The organism is Enterobacter asburiae, assembly GCF_001521715.1.
In the GTDB taxonomy this organism is placed as follows: domain Bacteria; phylum Pseudomonadota; class Gammaproteobacteria; order Enterobacterales; family Enterobacteriaceae; genus Enterobacter; species Enterobacter asburiae.
This window is the reverse complement of the sequence record NZ_CP011863.1, coordinates 434562-451790: the sequence shown is the minus strand read 5'-3', so window position 1 is coordinate 451790 and position 17229 is coordinate 434562. Positions and strand designations below refer to the sequence as shown.

18 protein-coding genes and 5 tRNA genes are annotated in these 17229 nt (G+C 53.7%); 2 read left to right on the top strand and 21 right to left on the bottom strand.

Annotation, left to right across the window (positions count from 1 at the left end):
- Nucleotides 1-54: 54 nt before the first annotated feature.
- Both ACJ69_RS02265 and zitB read left to right on the top strand, forming a co-directional pair.
- Nucleotides 55-435 carry a protein YbgS gene (locus ACJ69_RS02265; RefSeq protein WP_024908789.1) on the top strand — a complete coding sequence of 127 codons (381 nt, stop codon included), beginning with the start codon at nt 55-57 and terminating at the stop codon, nt 433-435.
- Nucleotides 436-540: 105 nt separating this feature from the next.
- Nucleotides 541-1479: a CDF family zinc transporter ZitB gene (gene zitB / locus ACJ69_RS02260; protein WP_029739548.1), complete on the top strand. Its 939-nt coding sequence runs from the start codon at nt 541-543 to the stop codon at nt 1477-1479.
- Here zitB and pnuC read toward each other — a convergent pair.
- The 21 genes from pnuC to odhB all read right to left on the bottom strand — a co-directional run bounded on the left by pnuC (nt 1476) and on the right by odhB (nt 17216).
- A complete protein-coding gene (gene pnuC / locus ACJ69_RS02255) occupies nt 1476-2195 on the bottom strand; it encodes a nicotinamide riboside transporter PnuC (protein WP_059346358.1) in 720 nt (239 codons plus the stop codon). The genes zitB and pnuC overlap by 4 nt on opposite strands.
- A gap of 22 nt (nt 2196-2217) precedes the next feature.
- A complete protein-coding gene (gene nadA / locus ACJ69_RS02250; RefSeq protein ID WP_059346357.1) occupies nt 2218-3261 on the bottom strand; it encodes a quinolinate synthase NadA in 1044 nt (347 codons plus the stop codon).
- 222 nt (nt 3262-3483) lie between these two features.
- Nucleotides 3484-3559, bottom strand: a tRNA-Lys gene (locus tag ACJ69_RS02245).
- A 31-nt stretch (nt 3560-3590) separates the two neighbouring features.
- A tRNA-Lys gene (locus ACJ69_RS02240) sits at nt 3591-3666 on the bottom strand.
- A gap of 41 nt (nt 3667-3707) precedes the next feature.
- A tRNA-Lys gene (locus ACJ69_RS02235) sits at nt 3708-3783 on the bottom strand.
- Between the two features lie 3 nt (nt 3784-3786).
- Nucleotides 3787-3862 (bottom strand) — tRNA-Val (locus ACJ69_RS02230).
- Nucleotides 3863-3988: 126 nt separating this feature from the next.
- Nucleotides 3989-4064: transfer RNA gene (locus ACJ69_RS02220), tRNA-Lys, on the bottom strand.
- Between the two features lie 161 nt (nt 4065-4225).
- Nucleotides 4226-5020, bottom strand: a complete 795-nt coding sequence (gene cpoB / locus ACJ69_RS02215; RefSeq protein WP_048976319.1) for a cell division protein CpoB — start codon at nt 5018-5020, stop codon at nt 4226-4228.
- Between the two features lie 9 nt (nt 5021-5029).
- Nucleotides 5030-5551: a peptidoglycan-associated lipoprotein Pal gene (pal, locus tag ACJ69_RS02210; RefSeq protein WP_003858578.1), complete on the bottom strand. Its 522-nt coding sequence runs from the start codon at nt 5549-5551 to the stop codon at nt 5030-5032.
- Nucleotides 5552-5586: 35 nt separating this feature from the next.
- On the bottom strand, nt 5587-6879 hold the full coding sequence (tolB, locus tag ACJ69_RS02205; protein WP_008501103.1) for a Tol-Pal system beta propeller repeat protein TolB: 1293 nt from the start codon (nt 6877-6879) through the stop codon (nt 5587-5589).
- A 134-nt stretch (nt 6880-7013) separates the two neighbouring features.
- Nucleotides 7014-8300 (bottom strand): cell envelope integrity protein TolA, encoded by a 1287-nt coding sequence (tolA, locus tag ACJ69_RS02200; protein ID WP_029740419.1) that lies wholly within the window; start codon nt 8298-8300, stop codon nt 7014-7016.
- 28 nt (nt 8301-8328) lie between these two features.
- On the bottom strand, nt 8329-8757 hold the full coding sequence (gene tolR / locus ACJ69_RS02195) for a colicin uptake protein TolR (protein ID WP_003858589.1): 429 nt from the start codon (nt 8755-8757) through the stop codon (nt 8329-8331).
- A 3-nt stretch (nt 8758-8760) separates the two neighbouring features.
- Nucleotides 8761-9453 (bottom strand): Tol-Pal system protein TolQ, encoded by a 693-nt coding sequence (gene tolQ / locus ACJ69_RS02190; RefSeq protein ID WP_008501101.1) that lies wholly within the window; start codon nt 9451-9453, stop codon nt 8761-8763.
- Nucleotides 9450-9854: a tol-pal system-associated acyl-CoA thioesterase gene (gene ybgC, locus ACJ69_RS02185; RefSeq protein ID WP_003858593.1), complete on the bottom strand. Its 405-nt coding sequence runs from the start codon at nt 9852-9854 to the stop codon at nt 9450-9452. The genes tolQ and ybgC overlap by 4 nt, the downstream gene beginning before the upstream one ends.
- Nucleotides 9855-10002: 148 nt before the next feature.
- The gene (ybgE, locus tag ACJ69_RS02180; protein ID WP_010428735.1) at nt 10003-10293 is read right to left on the bottom strand and encodes a cyd operon protein YbgE; all 291 of its coding nucleotides are present in this window, start codon (nt 10291-10293) and stop codon (nt 10003-10005) included.
- On the bottom strand, nt 10293-10406 hold the full coding sequence (cydX, locus tag ACJ69_RS02175; protein ID WP_003858598.1) for a cytochrome bd-I oxidase subunit CydX: 114 nt from the start codon (nt 10404-10406) through the stop codon (nt 10293-10295). The genes ybgE and cydX overlap by 1 nt, the downstream gene beginning before the upstream one ends.
- 14 nt (nt 10407-10420) lie before the next feature.
- The gene (gene cydB, locus ACJ69_RS02170; protein WP_023334940.1) at nt 10421-11560 is read right to left on the bottom strand and encodes a cytochrome d ubiquinol oxidase subunit II; all 1140 of its coding nucleotides are present in this window, start codon (nt 11558-11560) and stop codon (nt 10421-10423) included.
- 15 nt (nt 11561-11575) lie between these two features.
- Nucleotides 11576-13144, bottom strand: coding sequence for a cytochrome ubiquinol oxidase subunit I (gene cydA / locus ACJ69_RS02165; protein ID WP_029741599.1), 1569 nt, complete (start codon nt 13142-13144; stop codon nt 11576-11578).
- A 732-nt stretch (nt 13145-13876) separates the two neighbouring features.
- Nucleotides 13877-14746, bottom strand: a complete 870-nt coding sequence (gene sucD / locus ACJ69_RS02160; protein ID WP_048962393.1) for a succinate--CoA ligase subunit alpha — start codon at nt 14744-14746, stop codon at nt 13877-13879.
- On the bottom strand, nt 14746-15912 hold the full coding sequence (gene sucC / locus ACJ69_RS02155; protein WP_023310791.1) for an ADP-forming succinate--CoA ligase subunit beta: 1167 nt from the start codon (nt 15910-15912) through the stop codon (nt 14746-14748). Before sucC ends, sucD begins: the two co-directional genes overlap by 1 nt.
- Before the next feature lie 83 nt (nt 15913-15995).
- Nucleotides 15996-17216, bottom strand: a complete 1221-nt coding sequence (gene odhB / locus ACJ69_RS02150) for a 2-oxoglutarate dehydrogenase complex dihydrolipoyllysine-residue succinyltransferase (protein WP_008501093.1) — start codon at nt 17214-17216, stop codon at nt 15996-15998.
- Between the last annotated feature and the right edge of the window lie 13 nt (nt 17217-17229).

The following is a 17229-nucleotide window of genomic DNA, read 5'->3' as shown; positions in this document are numbered from 1 at the left end:
GATGCACTGTTGGAGAATGTTATCCAGCGTAACGACAAGAACAGGAGCACCATGATGAAAATGACAAAACTGGCAACCCTCTTCCTGACCGCCACACTCACTCTGGCCAGCGGCAGCGTCCTGGCCGCGGAAACGGGCACATCAGACAGCAACGGTGATGCGAATGCCGCTGCGGCAGCAGGCCAGCCCGCACCTGATGCGAAACAGAATATCGCCCCGAATAATGTCGACAACAACCAGATCAATACCGGTAATACCAACACCGGCGGCACCATGCTGCATCCCAACGGCAGCGGTTCCGGCACCATGAATCATGACAATATGAGTTCGGACGAGGTTCATAAGAACTCAATGTGCAAGGACGGCAAATGCCCTGACCCTAATGACAAAGTAGGAAACGACGCGAATACTAAAACCGATGGCACCACCCAGTAACGGGGGTGCTCGGAAAGAAAAAGGAGAGCTCTGGCTCTCCTTTCTTTTTGGAGTAACCTATTAAAAACGCTACACTAAAAACAATAACACATCAGGAAAGCAGACATGGCGCACTCCCATTCCCACTCACACACTCCCGGCAACGACAACGCTAAACGACTGATGCTGGCCTTTGGCGTCACGGCAACGTTTATGGTTATCGAGGTCATTGGCGGCCTGATCTCCGGCTCTCTGGCGCTACTGGCTGATGCCGGGCACATGCTGACCGATGCCGCAGCGCTGCTCTTCGCCCTGCTGGCGGTGCAGTTTGCGCGTCGTCCTCCCAATGCGCGCCATACCTTCGGCTGGCTGAGGCTGACAACCCTGGCCGCGTTTGTTAACGCCATTGCGCTGGTGGTCATTACCGTTCTTATCGTCTGGGAGGCCGTACAGCGTTTCCGGCACCCGCAGCCGATCGCCGGGGCGACAATGATGGTGATTGCCGTGGCGGGGCTGCTGGCAAATATCCTGGCCTTCTGGATTTTGCACCGCGGCAGCGGGGAAAAGAACCTCAACGTACGCGCTGCGGCTCTGCATGTTCTGGGTGATTTGCTCGGCTCAGTCGGGGCGATTGTCGCCGCGCTGGTGATCCTCTACACCGGCTGGACGCCTGTCGATCCGATTCTGTCCGTGCTGGTGTCGTGTCTGGTCTTGCGCAGCGCCTGGCGGCTGCTGAAGGAGAGCGTGAATGAACTGCTTGAAGGGGCACCGGCATCGATGGATATTGACGAGCTGAAGCGCAACCTGCGCCGTTCAGTCCCGGAAGTCCGCAATGTTCATCACGTGCACGTCTGGCTGGTGGGGGAAAAACCGGTCATGACGCTGCACGTCCAGGTGATCCCGCCTCACGACCACGATGCGCTGCTTGAACGCATCCAGCATTTTCTTGAACATCACTACGAAATTGGCCACGTCACCATCCAGATGGAGTATCAGCCCTGTAACGGGCCGGACTGCCACCTTAACGAGGCGCAGTCCGGACATTCACATCAGCATCACCACTAGCTGGAAAGCGCGTGAGAACCTCGCTCACGCGCGCTCTTAATCCACATCCGGCTGCCGTTCAGCGCAATGAAGGTCAGCAGCAGATATTCCAGCGACATCGCATAGACGCCCTGCAGGGCGAAGATCGCCACGCTGATCACATTGATGATGACCCACAGCAGCCAGTTCTCAACGTATTTACGGGTCATCAGGATCATCGCCGCAATCGACAGCACCATCATGCAGGAATCCCAGAACGGGAAAGCATCCGGCTGGAGGACAGGCATCGTCACGTTCAGGCCGAAACCGGACATGACCGAAACGGCAACGCGGGTCAGGAACGCAAACACCGGGTTGATATAGACGGTCATTAAACCAATGGCGACCAGACAGGCGACAAACCAGGCGATGGCTTTCGGCAAGGGCAGCCAGCGGATCTGCAGCTCTGCCTCCTGCTGGCTGTTCTGACGCGACCACGCGTACCAGCCGTAGATATTGGCGGCGAAGAAGAACAGCTGCAAAAGCAGGCTGGCGTACAGCTGGATCTGGAAGAAGATAATCGCAAACAGCGTAACGTTAATCAGCCCGAACGCGTAGTTGCTGATCTTCTCCAGGCTTGCCAGCCAGATACAGAGTAACCCCGCCAGCGTGCCGACGGCCTCAATCCATGACAGGTCATAGCCACCTGCACCAATCGGTATATGAACCAGAATGTTCTGCGTGCTAAAAAAATCCATCTTTTCCCCGGGGCGTTTTGAATTAAGTACGTAGTGTAGCCGCAAAATCCAGCATGCGGTTAAGCGGAATTAACGCACCTTCACGCAGGGCAGCATCCACATGGATTTCATGTGCTGCACCGCCCGTCTCGAGCCCTTCGGCAATGGCCTTCAGGCCGTTCATCGCCATCCACGGGCAATGCGCACAGCTGCGGCACGTTGCGCCCTCGCCTGCCGTTGGCGCTTCAAGGAGCTCTTTCTCCGGCACGGCCTGCTGCATCTTGTAGAAGATACCGCGATCGGTTGCCACGATGAGCTGCCTGTTAGGCAGCGTTCTGGCCGCGTTGATAAGCTGGCTGGTTGAGCCCACGGCATCCGCCATGTCGACTATCGACTGCGGTGATTCAGGGTGAACGAGGATCGCGGCGTCAGGATAAAGTGCCTTCATGCGCGCCAGCGCCTGGGTTTTGAATTCGTCGTGCACAATGCAGGCACCCTGCCAGCAGAGAACGTCAGCTCCCGTCTGCTTCTGGACATAATTTCCAAGATGGCGGTCAGGCGCCCAGATAATTTTCTCGCCCAGGCTATCCAGATGTTCAATCAGCTCAACGGCGATGCTGGAGGTTACAACCCAGTCTGCCCGCGCTTTTACCGCCGCAGAGGTGTTGGCGTAAACCACCACGGTCCGGTCAGGATGGGCGTCACAGAAGGCCGTGAATTCGTCAATCGGGCAGCCGAGATCCAGAGAACACTCTGCATTAAGCGTCGGCATCAGAATGGTTTTTTCAGGGCTCAGGATCTTTGCCGTTTCGCCCATAAAACGCACTCCAGCAACCAGCAGCGTGGAAGCAGGATGTTTTGCACCAAAGCGTGCCATCTCCAGTGAGTCAGAAATACAGCCCCCGGTCTCTTCCGCCAGCTGCTGAATTTCCGGGTCGGTGTAATAATGGGCCACCATCACCGCATCTCGTTCTTTGAGAAGACGTTTGATCTTCTCATGGTAGAATTGCTTTTCGTCCTGGCTCAGCGGGACAGGCTTTGGCGGAAACGGATAGATTGCGGCTTCAGGATCAAACATCACACTCATTATGGCTTCTCGTTTTACGGGCTTAACAATATTGCCTTTCTTTTGCATGACATAGCAAAACGCGTGGCAATTGTGTTTCGTATACTAAACAAGATAGCGAATATGAGAGGAAAAGTCACCGGAAATAGGTGCGGATAGCATTTGTCGGCCGGCGGCTTCGCCTTGCCCGACCTGCACAGACGGCAGATAGCAAAAAGGCGCCTTTAGGGCGCCTTTCTACACTGGTGGGTCGTGCAGGATTCGAACCTGCGACCAATTGATTAAAAGTCAACTGCTCTACCAACTGAGCTAACGACCCCTTGCGGGATGTACTTCTAATTTATTCAGGCTGGTGGGTCGTGCAGGATTCGAACCTGCGACCAATTGATTAAAAGTCAACTGCTCTACCAACTGAGCTAACGACCCTTTTGGGTGTTGCCTGAATTATCACTCGGAACCAATAAAATTGGTGGGTCGTGCAGGATTCGAACCTGCGACCAATTGATTAAAAGTCAACTGCTCTACCAACTGAGCTAACGACCCGAGTGGTGGGTGATGACGGGCTCGAACCGCCGACCCCCTCCGTGTAAAGGAGATGCTCTACCAACTGAGCTAATCACCCACTCTGTACTGCTGGTGTGCGTTAAGTGGTGGGTCGTGCAGGATGACTCGGCTTCGCCTCGCCCTACGGGCCGTTGCTGACGCAACGTTATCCTTCACGTTTTACTACTACTTCCACCTGACTTAGTGGTGGGTCGTGCAGGATTCGAACCTGCGACCAATTGATTAAAAGTCAACTGCTCTACCAACTGAGCTAACGACCCACTTTTACGCTGTTTTCACGTTGTTTGATATCCCGTGGCAACGGCGGCATATATTACTGATTTAAGAATTCAGCGCAACAAAAATTTCGATGAAGATCACTTAACTGCTTACGAATCATGCTGCACGACCAGAAATAACGCGATTTCTGGTCATGCGATAATCATCCCATCGAATTCAGACGTTTTTGCGCCTGCTTGGCACCTTCGGTACCTGGGAATTTGGAGACTACCTGCTGGTAAACCGCTTTGGCTTTCGCAGTGTCGCCTTTGTCCTGCATGATGACGCCTACTTTGTACATCGCATCAGGCGCTTTTGGCGATTTCGGGTAATTTTTCACCACTGAGGCAAAATAAAACGCCGCATCGTCCTTTTTACCCTTGTTGTAATTCAGCTGACCAAGCCAGTAATTCGCATTTGGCTGATAAGTGGAATCAGGGTATTTCTTAACAAAGTTCTGAAACGCAGCAAGCGCGTCATCCTGACGAGATTGATCCTGCACCAGGGCAATGGCCGCGTTGTAGTCCGTATTCGCGTCACCGCTCTGTACAGGCGCACCTGTTGCAGCAGAAGCATCCGCAGCCGGAGCTGATGTCGCCGCACCGGTCTGATCGCCCGCGGCTGGCTGTGCTTGTGCTGCTGCACCACCGCTGCTCAGGCTATCTATCTGCAGCAAAATCTGCTTCTGACGTTCCACAACCTGGTTCAACTGATACTGGCTTTCCTGAATCTGGCCGCGGAGAGAGTCAATATCGTTTTGGTTATCAGAAAGTTGTTGCTGGAGTTGGGTTAAAAGCTGGCTGTGAGCGTTAGAAATACGCTCGAGTTGAGTGACCCGGTCTTCTACCGAGCCTGAGCCGACACTACTGATTGGTGCCTGAGCAAAAGCGGCCCAGGGGGCCGCTATTCCAACCAGTAACGACAGACTCAACAGATGATGTCTGAAGTTGCTGCTCATGCAATTCTCTTAGTAAACCAGTACGGCACGACGGTTTTTGGAGTAAGCCGCTTCGTCGTGACCCAGTACTGCAGGTTTTTCTTTACCGTAAGAAACGATGGAGATCTGGTCAGCAGAAACGCCTTTACCCTGCAGGTACATTTTAACAGCGTTAGCACGACGTTCACCCAGGGAGATGTTGTACTCTGGAGTACCACGTTCGTCCGCGTGACCTTCTACGGTGACTTTGTAAGATGGGTTGCTACGCAGGAAGTTAGCGTGAGCATCCAGCATCGCAGCGAAGTCAGAACGGATGTCGTATTTATCCAGATCGAAGTAAACGATGTTGTTCTGCTGCAGCTGCTGCATCTGAAGACGCGCTTGCTCTTCAGAAGACATGTTGCCATTGCCGTTCGCGTCCATACCGGTGCCGGCACCCATCATGCCTTCGCCGCTCTGGTCATTGCTGGCGTTCTTGTTAGAAGAACACGCTGCGATTGCCATTACAGGCAGAGCGATCATCAGCCCCTTCAGCACTTTGTTCAGTTGCATTTCTATGATTCCTTTAGTAATCAATTAATTATTATTTACAGATACGGCGACCAGGCAGGTGATTTTACCTGTCCATCAGTTGCCGGAATACGCGCTTTGAAACGCCCATCTGTAGAAACCAGATTCAGCACAGATCCCATCCCCTGAGAAGAGCTGTAGATTACCATCGTGCCGTTAGGTGCCAGACTCGGCGTTTCATCCAGGAACGTTGACGACAGAACTTGAACGCCACCCGCTACCAGATCCTGTTTGGCAATGTGCTGCTGCCCACCGTTGGAGCTCACCATTACCATAAATTTACCGTCGCTGCTCACGTCTGAGTTCTGGTTCTGAGAACCTTCCCAGGTAATACGCTGCGGAGCACCGCCGTTGATGTTGACTTTGTAGATTTGTGGACGGCCAGCCTGGTCAGAGGTAAACGCCAGGTTTTGACTGTCCGGGAACCACGAAGGTTCGGTGTTGTTGCTGCGACCGTCGGTCACCTGACGAATCTGGCCAGAGCCAATGTCCATCACGTACAGGTTCAGGCTACCGGTTTTTGACAGCGCAAACGCCAGTTTAGACCCGTCCGGAGAGAAGGAAGGCGCACCGTTGTGACGTGGGAAAGAGGCCACCTGACGAACAGCACCGTTTGCCAGCGTCTGGATAACCAGCGCTGAACGACCGCTTTCGAAGGTTACATAGGCCAGTTTAGAACCGTCTGGAGACCAGGCTGGAGACATCAGCGGCTGAGAAGAACGTTTCACCAGGAACTGGTTGTAGCCGTCGTAGTCAGATACACGCAGCTCATACGGGAACTGACCACCGTTGGTCTGTACCACATAAGCAATACGGGTACGGAACGCCCCTTTAATGCCGGTCAGTTTTTCAAATACCGCATCGCTGGCAGCGTGTGCCGCGTAGCGCAGGTACTGCTTAGTGACCTTGTAAGAGTTCTGTGCCAGAACGGTACCCGGTGCACCGCCGGTATCCACCAGCTGCCAGGCCACGTTGTAAGAGCCGTCCGGGTTAGGCGTAACCTGACCCACAACCACGGCATCAATACCCAGTGCAGACCATGCTGCAGGCTGTACTTCCTGCGCGCTACCCGGCTGCTGAGGCAGACGAGAACGATCTAACGGATTGAATTTACCGCTGTTACGCAGGTCAGCCGCCACGATGCCGCCGGCATCTTCAGGTGCAGCGCCAGGACCGGCCCACTGGAACGGAACAACACCGATTGGGCGTGCCGAGTCCACCCCCTGGGTGATCTCGATACGTACTTCTGCGTGCAGTACTGCTGCCCACAGCATTAAAAAACTAAATGCTACACGTAATGCCTGCTTCATCATATCTCCCTTATCCGGGTAACCTTACCCACGATAATTTAGCAGAATGTTAACAAACTCAAATAGACAAAACTACCAGAACCCTGTGACTAAACCTGGTCTATTTTTCCCCGTTTGCACGGGGAAAATGTAACTTAAGGTTTGAAGTCCAGCGGCGCATTTTTGAAGACTTCATAAACTGCCTGAGACGGCGGTTTAGGCATCTTCGCCTGACGCGCTGCAGCAAGGGCCGCAGTACATAAAGCCGGGTCGCCACCTTCAGACTTAATATCCAGCAGCATGCCGTCCGGAGCCAGTTTTATACGCAACGTACACGTTTTACCGGTATAGGAAGACGCATCATAGAATCGGCTTTCAATAGCGGATTTAATCTGCGCGGCATAACCGTTGATTTCAGCCCCTGTCGCACCGTTACTCTTAGTGTTACCACTTCCCGTCGGCGCTGCGTTGTTTCCTTTCGCCCCACCGCCCGTTTTCGGTGCATTCTTACCTGAGCTCAAATCGCCCAGCAGATCGTCAACCCCTGCGGCAGCAGCTGCTTTTTCAGCGGCAGCGGCCTTTTTGGCAGCCGCTTTATCAGCAGCAGCTTTCTTATCGGCAGCGGCCTTCTCAGCTGCAGCTTTCTTATCGGCGGCAGCCTTCTCAGCTGCAGCTTTTTTATCGGCAGCGGCTTTTTCAGCAGCGGCAGCTTTTTCTGCAGCCGCTTTCTCAGCAGCAGCCGCTTTCTTCGCGGCCTCGGCAGCAGCTTTCTTCTCTGCTTCCTGAGCGGCTTTTTTCGCGGCTTCCGCTTCGGCTTTCTTCTGAGCATCAGCAGCGGCTTTCTTCGCGGCTTCCGCTTCAGCTTTCTTCTGAGCATCGGCAGCGGCTTTCTTCGCGGCTTCCGCTTCAGCTTTCTTCTGAGCATCAGCAGCGGCTTTCTTCGCCGCTTCTGCCGCTAATTTTGCCTGGGCATCAGCCTGTGCTTTCGCGTCCGCTGCGGCTTTTGCTGCCGCCTCTTCCGCCTGCTTTTGCTGTTCCTGTGCTTTCTTCGCGGCCTCTTCGGCTTGCTTCTGCTGTTCCGCCTGCTCTTTCGCAGCTTCCTGCGCCTGCAAACGCTCTTTCTCAAGCTGCTTCAGACGCTCCTGCTCTGCGGCCTGCTTTTCACGCAGTTCTTCCGCCTGCTGTTGCGACTGTTTTTCACGCTGCTCTTCAGCCCGTTTAGCACTCGCCTTCTGCTGTTGTTCGCGATTATAGTTCTGTACTACCGCACCGGGATCCACCATCACGGCGTCAATGGAAGACCCTCCACCGCCGCCGGCTGATGCATCAATATGCTCGTCGAACGAACTCCAGATCAGCGCTGCAAAGAGAATCACGTGCAGCACTGCGGAGACGATTATCGCTCGCTTAAGCTTGTCGTTCTGTTCGGTTGCCTTTGACACTATCGGTTCCCAAAAACTACGCGGATGATCAAATAGGTTGGGTCATTAAGCCAACTGACTTAACACCCGCACTATGTAGCAAGTTCAGCGCTTTAATAATTTCATCGTAGGGTACGTCTTTCGCGCCACCGATTAAGAAGACCGTTTTCGGATTTGACTCCAGGCGACGCTGCGCTTCAGCAATCACCTGCTCAGGCGGCAGCTGATCCATACGATCTTTCTCGACCACGACGCTGTATTGCCCTACGCCGGAAACCTCAATGATTACCGGAGGATCGTCATTGGTGCTCACCGCCTGTGATTCTGTCGCATCCGGCAGATCCACTTCCACGCTCTGGGTAATGATTGGCGCTGTCGCCATGAAGATCAGCAGCAGTACCAGCAGGACGTCCAGCAGTGGAACGATATTGATTTCGGACTTGAGCTCGCGACGACCTCGTCCACGCGATCTGGCCATGGTTTACCCCTTGTTGCTCTCGGTGCTGGTAAACGCCTGACGGTGCAGAATCGCAGTGAACTCTTCCATAAAGTTGTCGTAGTTCAGTTCCAGTTTGTTCACGCGCTGGTTCAGACGGTTGTAAGCCATAACCGCAGGAATTGCCGCAAACAGACCGATAGCGGTCGCAATCAGTGCTTCAGCGATACCCGGTGCAACCATCTGCAACGTCGCCTGCTTCACCGCGCCCAGCGCGATAAAGGCGTGCATAATCCCCCACACGGTACCAAACAGGCCGATATACGGGCTGATGGAACCGACAGTGCCGAGGAATGGAATATGGGTTTCGAGATTTTCCAGCTCGCGGTTCATAGAAATGCGCATCGCACGCGAGGCACCTTCTACAACCGCTTCCGGCGCATGATTGTTTGCTCGATGCAGACGGGCAAACTCTTTGAAACCGCTATAAAAAATCTGCTCGGAGCCTGTAAGGTTTTCACGGCGCCCCTGGCTTTCCTGATACAGACGAGAAAGCTCAATACCCGACCAGAACTTATCTTCAAACGCTTCAGCTTCACGGCCAGCGGCATTGAGGATACGCGTTCTCTGGATGATGATGGCCCAGGATGCGATTGAAAAACCAATCAAAATCAACATGATAAGTTTAACCAGAAGGCTTGCCTTCAGGAACAAATCAAGGATATTCATGTCAGTCACTGCTTAAACTCCGCGACAATAGACTTAGGAAGCGCACGAGGCTTCATTATGGTTGGATCAACACAAACAATCAGTACTTCAGCTGAGTTCAGTACGGTATTCTCTGCGTTGACTATCCGCTGCGTGAAAACCAGTGAGGTCCCGCGCATTGATGTAATTTCAGTTTGGACTTCGAGCATATCGTCGAGTCTGGCAGGCGCAAAATACTCAAGCGTCATCTTGCGTACCACGAAGGCAACTCGCTCAGCCAACAGCACCTGTTGACTAAAGTGATGATGGCGCAGCATCTCTGTGCGTGCCCGTTCATAAAAAGCAACGTAGCTGGCGTGGTAAACCACACCACCGGCATCGGTATCTTCGTAATAGACACGAACCGGCCATCGAAACAGCGTTGTATTCACTTTACATCCCGGTAATGCAACAAAAGTTAATGCTTTTAAACTTCGCTACTATACGCGCGGGAAAGAGGGTTGGGAATGGGAGAAAGTAAACGGAGAGTAAATTTTTATGGGCTCGGGTAAGCCCATAACGTTAACGGACATTTCTTATTCAGAAGAAGAAGAAAATCAAACCGGCGAGAAGCACCAGATCGGCAATCAGCGGGCAAAAAATTCCCTGCCAGTGAACGGCTTTCGGACGAAAGCCCACGCCGTGGATCACACCTGCACACACCGCCCACATAATGAGGAAGCCGTGCCAGATTTCAAGCTCGCTGGTTTTCGCTGCAAAGCGCGAAGGGTCCCAGAAGATACAACCTGCCAGCAGTAATGCCATCACTAGAGAAAGCGCCCGTAACGGGCGCTTATCCATTACCGCGTAAAGCGTCGCGATAATATTCATCAGTGTTTTTCTTCACCCGCTTTGGTCGCTTCGACGTGCTCAAGCGCCAGGGCAGTGATGACACCAAATGCACAGGCAAGAAGCGTCCCTAAAATCCATGCGAAATACCACATATTCAGCTCCTTACTTAGTACATAGAGTGGGTGTTGCTTTCGATATGTTCTTTAGTGATGCGACCGAACATTTTCCAGTAACACCAGATGGTGTAGGCCAGAACAATCGGAACGAACACGCAAGCAACATACGTCATCAGGTTCAGCGTCATATGACTGGACGTTGCGTCCCACATGGTCAGGCTAGCATTCAGCATGGTGCTGGATGGCATGACGAATGGGAACATCGCGATACCCGATGTCAGGATGATGCACGCAAGGGTCAGTGATGAGAACACGAACGCCAGAGCGCCTTTCTCCAGACGAGACGTCAACACGGTCAGCAGCGGCAGCAATACGCCCAGAGCCGGGATAGCCCACAGCGCAGGGGTATTGTTAAAGTTCACCAGCCATGCACCTGCCTGACGCGCCACTTCTTTGGTCAGCGGATTAGACGGCGCAGTATGGTTGATTGCAGACGTCACCACGTAGCCATCGATGCCGTACACCACCCATACGCCGGCCAGTGCAAAGCAAACCAGTGTGACCAGCGCAGCGACCTGAGCCGTCGCGCGAGAACGCAGGTGCAGTTCACCAACCGTACGCATCTGCAGATAGGTTGCGCCCTGAGTGATGATCATCGCCACGCTCACCACGCCGGCCAGCAGACCAAACGGATTCAGCAGCTGGAAGAAGTTACCGGTGTAGTAAAGACGCATGTATTCGTCCAGGTGGAACGGTACGCCCTGCAGCAGGTTACCGAACGCCACGCCGATCACCAGCGGTGGAACGAAGCTACCGATGAAGATGCCCCAGTCCCACATGTTGCGCCAACGGGTGTCTTCAATCTTGGAACGGTAGTCGAAACCGACCGGACGGAAGAATAAAGAGGCCAGCACCAGAATCATCGCCACGTAGAAGCCGGAGAACGCAGCCGCGTAGACCATCGGCCAGGCAGCGAACAGCGCGCCGCCTGCGGTGATCAGCCACACCTGGTTACCGTCCCAGTGAGGGGCGATGGAGTTGATCATGATTCGACGCTCGGTGTCATTACGACCGAGGAAACGGGTGAGCATCCCCACCCCCATGTCGAAACCATCCGTGACGGCAAAACCGATCAGCAGAACGCCGATCAACAGCCACCAGATAAAACGCAATACTTCATAATCGATCATTTGATGACTCCTGTCTTAGCGTGCCGGCTGAGTAGTCGCAGTGGACTGCTCGTAGTGATAGCGACCGGTTTTCAGGCTGCTTGGGCCAAGGCGCGCGAACTTGAACATCAGGAACAGTTCAGCCACCAGGAACAGGGTGTACAGACCACAAATCAGCAGCATGGAGAAGATCAGGTCGCCCGCTGTCAGGGAAGAGTTCGCTACCGCCGTTGGCAGTACCTCACCAATCGCCCATGGCTGACGGCCATACTCCGCAACAAACCAGCCGGATTCGATAGCGATCCACGGCAGTGGAATACCGTACAGCGCAGTGCGCAGCAGCCATTTTTTCTCGCCGATGCGGTTGCGAATCACGGACCAGAAGGACGCCGCAATGATCAGCAGCATGATGATGCCGCAGCCCACCATGATACGGAATGCGAAGTACAGAGGCGCAACGCGTGGAATCGAGTCTTTGGTGGCCATCTGGATCTGTGCTTCTGTCGCATCAGAAACGTTCGGGGTATAGCGTTTCAGGAGCAGACCGTAACCCAGATCTTTCTTCACGTCGTTGAACTGGTCGCGAACGGCCTGGTCGGTAGAACCGGCACGCAGCTGTTCCAGCAGCGAGTAGGCTTTCATACCGTTACGGATACGCTCTTCGTGCTGAACCATCAGCTCTTTCAGACCGGTCACCTGCTTATCAACAGAACGGGTGGCGATGATACCCAGCGCGTAAGGGATCTGAATAGCGAAGCGGTTTTCCTGCGCGTCCTGATCGGGAATACCGAACAGCGTAAAGGCAGCAGGCGCCGGTTGGGTTTCCCATTCGGCTTCGATGGCGGCCAGTTTGGTTTTCTGCACGTCACCCATTTCGTAACCGGATTCATCACCCAGAACGATAACAGAGAGGATTGCAGCCATACCGAAGCTTGCAGCGATAGCAAAGGAGCGCTTAGCAAACGCGAAGTCACGACCGCGCAGCATGTAGTAAGAGCTGATACCCAGGATAAACATCGCGCCGCACACGTAGCCAGAAGCAACGGTGTGAACGAATTTAACCTGCGCAACCGGGTTCAGGACCAGCTCGGCAAAGCTGACCATCTCCATACGCATGGTTTCGAAGTTGAAATCAGACGCGATAGGGTTCTGCATCCAGCCGTTCGCCACCAGAATCCACAGCGCGGACAGGTTCGAACCTAATGCCACCAGCCAGGTCACCGCCATATGCTGGACTTTACCCAGACGGTCCCAACCGAAGAAGAACAGACCTACAAAGGTGGATTCGAGGAAGAATGCCATCAGACCTTCAATGGCCAGCGGCGCACCGAAGATATCCCCGACATAGTGGGAATAGTAAGACCAGTTAGTCCCGAACTGGAACTCCATGGTCAAACCGGTTGCCACGCCCAGCGCGAAGTTGATACCAAACAACTTGCCCCAGAACTTGGTCATATCTTTATAAATCTGTTTGCCGGAGAGAACGTATACCGTTTCCATAATGGCCAGCAGGAACGCCATACCGAGCGTCAGTGGCACAAACAGGAAGTGGTACATCGCGGTCAAGGCAAACTGTAAGCGCGACAGTTCGACTATATCTAACATCATGACTCCTTGCTCATCGCATGAAGACTCCGAGAGTGAACCCCGTCAGAGAGAGATCCACACGCATGCCCCAATACAAATTATTCGCATCCTTGTCGTCGTTATTACCCTGAAGGAGGATAAAAACGATGACGTGAGGTTACAAATACGTTAATAAAAAACTCAAATTGATCCCGCAAATATAATACGCTGCAAAACCCTTACAATAAACAGGTTTTTATTGAATCACATTTACGTTTTTCGACGGCGATCAATTTATAGCAAAATTACCACTTTTCGGCCATTTTGATCGGGGACAATTTACCGCCTTTTGATGGGTTTTTCCAAGGATTAAACATTGATTTAAATCAAAAACAATCCGTTGTGTTAAATGTGTTTTGATGCGGTGAACATAGTAAAAACCATGTTAAAGATATGTATATAAAATACAATTAAGGTTATCAAGTCGATTGATGAATATAAACAGAAGTGATTTTTATTAACTCAGAAGCCCGAATGCCTAATTTATTCAGGACATAAATTTTAGTGCGTTTTTCGTTTTTTTCCATCCGCTCTCTTTAAGGTAAATAAATAACAATTATTTTACTTTTATCCCCCTCTCTAATTAACACCATTCAGTGACTATTGCATGACGCTCGGCAGGCAATAAAAAAGGCCGCTTTACAGCGGCCAACCATGTCGAAACGGACATTTTTATACTTCAACGCCCCCCTTTCGGGGAGCAGAGAGGACTTACTTAATGATGGATTTCAGTGCTTCGCCGATATCCGCCAGGCTGCGAACGGTTTTCACGCCTGCGGCTTCCAGCGCTGCGAATTTCTCATCAGCCGTACCTTTACCACCGGCGATGATCGCGCCTGCGTGACCCATACGCTTGCCTTTCGGCGCAGTCACACCCGCGATGTAACCGACAACTGGCTTGGTCACGTGCTCTTTGATGTAAGCAGCGGCTTCTTCTTCCGCGCTACCGCCGATCTCACCGATCATTACGATCGCTTCGGTCTGTGGATCTTCCTGGAACAGCTTCAGGATGTCGATGAAGTTAGAGCCCGGGATCGGGTCACCGCCGATGCCCACGCAGGTGGACTGGCCGAAGCCGTAGTCGGTGGTCTGCTTAACGGCTTCATAGGTCAGCGTACCGGAACGGGACACGATGCCCACTTTACCCGGCTTGTGAATGTGGCCCGGCATGATGCCGATTTTGCACTCGCCCGGGGTGATAACGCCAGGGCAGTTCGGGCCGATCATGCGCACGCCTGCTTCATCCAGCTTCACCTTCACGGTCAGCATATCCAGGGTCGGGATGCCTTCAGTAATAGTGATGATCAGTTTGATGCCTGCGTCGATCGCTTCCAGAATGGAGTCTTTGCAGAACGGAGCCGGAACGTAGATCACGGTCGCGGTTGCGCCCGTCGCTTCTACGGCTTCACGCACGGTGTTGAACACCTGCAGGCCCAGGTGCGTGGTGCCGCCTTTACCTGGCGTTACGCCGCCAACCATCTGTGTGCCGTAGGCAATCGCCTGTTCGGAGTGGAAAGTCCCCTGGCTACCGGTGAAGCCCTGGCAGATAACCTTGGTATCTTTATTAATTAAAACTGACATTATTTTCCCTCCACTGCGGCAACAACCTGCTGAGCTGCATCCGTCAGACTTTTCGCTGCAATAATATTCAGGCCGCTGTCAGCCAGTTTTTTCGCGCCGAGTTCAGCGTTGTTACCTTCCAGACGCACAACAACCGGAACGTTAACACCCACTTCTTCTACCGCACCGATGATACCGTCGGCGATCAGGTCGCAACGGACGATGCCGCCGAAGATGTTAACCAGAACGGCCTTCACGTTGTCGTCAGAGAGGATGATTTTGAACGCTTCGGTTACGCGCTCTTTGGTTGCGCCACCGCCTACGTCGAGGAAGTTTGCTGGCTCACCGCCGTGCAGCTTAACGATGTCCATGGTGCCCATTGCCAGGCCCGCACCGTTAACCATACAGCCGATGTTGCCGTCCAGCGCCACGTAGTTCAGCTCCCACTGTGCAGCCTGCGCTTCACGCGGGTCTTCCTGAGACTGATCGCGCATTTCGCGCAGATCGGACTGGCGGAACAGCGCGTTGCCGTCAGCGCCCAGCTTGCCGTCGAGGCAGATCAGGTCGCCCTGGGTGGTGATCACCAGCGGGTTGATCTCGATCAGCGCCAGGTCGCGCTCAAGGAAGATGTTCGCCAGACCCATGAAGATCTTAGTGAACTGCTGAACCAGCTTGCCTTCCAGTCCCAGTTTGAACGCCAGCTCGCGCCCCTGGTAAGGCATCGGGCCCGCCAGCGGATCGATTGCCACTTTGTGGATCAGATGCGGGGTTTCTTCCGCCACTTTTTCGATTTCCACGCCGCCTTCGGTAGACGCCATGAACACCACGCGACGGGAGCTACGGTCAACAACCGCGCCCAGGTACAGTTCTTTCGCGATGTCGGTCGCCGCTTCAACCAGGATCTGGTTAACCGGCTGGCCGTTCGCATCTGTCTGGTAGGTTACCAGACGCTTGCCGAGCCAATGTTCAGCAAACGCACGAATCTCTTCTTTGCTCTTAACAACCTTCACACCGCCCGCTTTACCACGGCCACCAGCGTGAACCTGACACTTAACTACCCAAGGGCCGGAACCGATTTTAGATGCGGCTTCTTCTGCTTCACGCGGGGTAGTACAGGCATAACCCACCGGAGCCGGTAAGCCATACCGGGCAAACAGCTGTTTGGCCTGATATTCATGTAAGTTCATGTGTTCTATCCATCCTTCAGGTAATCGTTAGGTCGTGCTTTTATTGGCCCGGCAGCCATACGCCGCCGGGCAAGACTGCAAAACTAGACGTCCAGCAGCAGACGGGTTGGATCTTCCAGCAGCTCTTTAATCGCGACCAGGAAGCCCACGGACTCGCGGCCGTCGATCAGGCGGTGATCGTAAGAGAGCGCCAGGTACATCATTGGCAGGATCTCAACTTTACCGTCTACCGCCATAGGGCGATCTTTAATGGCATGCATACCCAGGATCGCGCTCTGCGGCGGGTTAATGATCGGGGTAGACATCAGCGAGCCGAATACGCCGCCGTTGGTAATGGTGAAGTTACCGCCGGTCAGGTCGTCTACGGTCAGCTTGCCGTCGCGGCCTTTAACAGCCAGCTCTTTAATGTTTTTCTCGATATCAGCCATACCCAGGGTATCCACATCACGCAGAACCGGCGTTACCAGGCCGCGTGGAGTAGAAACCGCCATGCTGACGTCGAAATAGTTGTGGTAAACCACGTCATCACCGTCAATAGACGCGTTCACTTCCGGGTAGCGTTTCAGCGCTTCAACTACCGCTTTTACGTAGAAGGACATAAAGCCCAGACGGATACCGTGACGTTTTTCAAACGCGTCACCGTACTGCTTGCGCAGGTCCATGATTGGCTTCATGTTCACTTCGTTGAAGGTGGTCAGCATCGCGGTGGAGTTTTTCGCTTCCAGCAGACGTTCGGCCACGCGCTTGCGCAGGCGAGTCATCGGCACGCGTTTTTCGCTGCGGGCGCCCAGTGCAGGCTGTGCTGCTGGTGCTGCCGCAGGGGCTTTCGCTTCTGCCTGAGCAGGCGCTTTCGCCAGGTGCTTGTCGATGTCTTCACGGGTCAGACGACCGCCCACACCGGTGCCTTTGATGGCTGCCGGGTCAAGGCTGTGCTCAGCCAGCAGGCGACGGATCGCCGGGCTGAGGGCGTCGTTAGACTGTTCTTCCAGCGAAGCCTGCTGGCGCTGAGCCGGCGTAGAGGCTTTCTCTTCAGATTTCGCGCTGGACTCTTTGCCCGCGCTGTTGCCTTCACGCAGGCGACCCAGGATCTGACGAGAGGTTACGGTAGTACCTTCATCTTCCAGCACCGCGTCCAGAACGCCATCCGCCGAAGCCGGTACTTCCAGTACCACTTTGTCAGTTTCGATTTCTACCAGCACTTCATCGCGCTTAACGGCATCGCCTGGTTTTTTGTGCCAGGTAGCGACGGTCGCATCTGCTACGGATTCAGGCAGGTCGGGAACAAGAATATCTACGCTACTCATTTTGTATCCTTTA

What these genes read in the sequence shown, in the direction of transcription:
- cydA (WP_029741599.1), bottom strand. Translation starts at nt 13,144, where the DNA reads ATGTTAGATATAGTCGAACTGTCGCGCTTACAGTTTGCCTTGACCGCG.
- zitB (WP_029739548.1), top strand. Translation starts at nt 541, where the DNA reads ATGGCGCACTCCCATTCCCACTCACACACTCCCGGCAACGACAACGCT.
- cydX (WP_003858598.1), bottom strand. Translation starts at nt 10,406, where the DNA reads ATGTGGTATTTCGCATGGATTTTAGGGACGCTTCTTGCCTGTGCATTT.
- sucD (WP_048962393.1), bottom strand. Translation starts at nt 14,746, where the DNA reads ATGTCAGTTTTAATTAATAAAGATACCAAGGTTATCTGCCAGGGCTTC.
- odhB (WP_008501093.1), bottom strand. Translation starts at nt 17,216, where the DNA reads ATGAGTAGCGTAGATATTCTTGTTCCCGACCTGCCTGAATCCGTAGCA.
- nadA (WP_059346357.1), bottom strand. Translation starts at nt 3,261, where the DNA reads ATGAGTGTGATGTTTGATCCTGAAGCCGCAATCTATCCGTTTCCGCCA.
- ACJ69_RS02265 (WP_024908789.1), top strand. Translation starts at nt 55, where the DNA reads ATGAAAATGACAAAACTGGCAACCCTCTTCCTGACCGCCACACTCACT.
- cpoB (WP_048976319.1), bottom strand. Translation starts at nt 5,020, where the DNA reads ATGAGCAGCAACTTCAGACATCATCTGTTGAGTCTGTCGTTACTGGTT.
- tolR (WP_003858589.1), bottom strand. Translation starts at nt 8,757, where the DNA reads ATGGCCAGATCGCGTGGACGAGGTCGTCGCGAGCTCAAGTCCGAAATC.
- pal (WP_003858578.1), bottom strand. Translation starts at nt 5,551, where the DNA reads ATGCAACTGAACAAAGTGCTGAAGGGGCTGATGATCGCTCTGCCTGTA.
- cydB (WP_023334940.1), bottom strand. Translation starts at nt 11,560, where the DNA reads ATGATCGATTATGAAGTATTGCGTTTTATCTGGTGGCTGTTGATCGGC.
- pnuC (WP_059346358.1), bottom strand. Translation starts at nt 2,195, where the DNA reads ATGGATTTTTTTAGCACGCAGAACATTCTGGTTCATATACCGATTGGT.
- ybgE (WP_010428735.1), bottom strand. Translation starts at nt 10,293, where the DNA reads ATGAATATTATCGCGACGCTTTACGCGGTAATGGATAAGCGCCCGTTA.
- sucC (WP_023310791.1), bottom strand. Translation starts at nt 15,912, where the DNA reads ATGAACTTACATGAATATCAGGCCAAACAGCTGTTTGCCCGGTATGGC.
- tolB (WP_008501103.1), bottom strand. Translation starts at nt 6,879, where the DNA reads ATGAAGCAGGCATTACGTGTAGCATTTAGTTTTTTAATGCTGTGGGCA.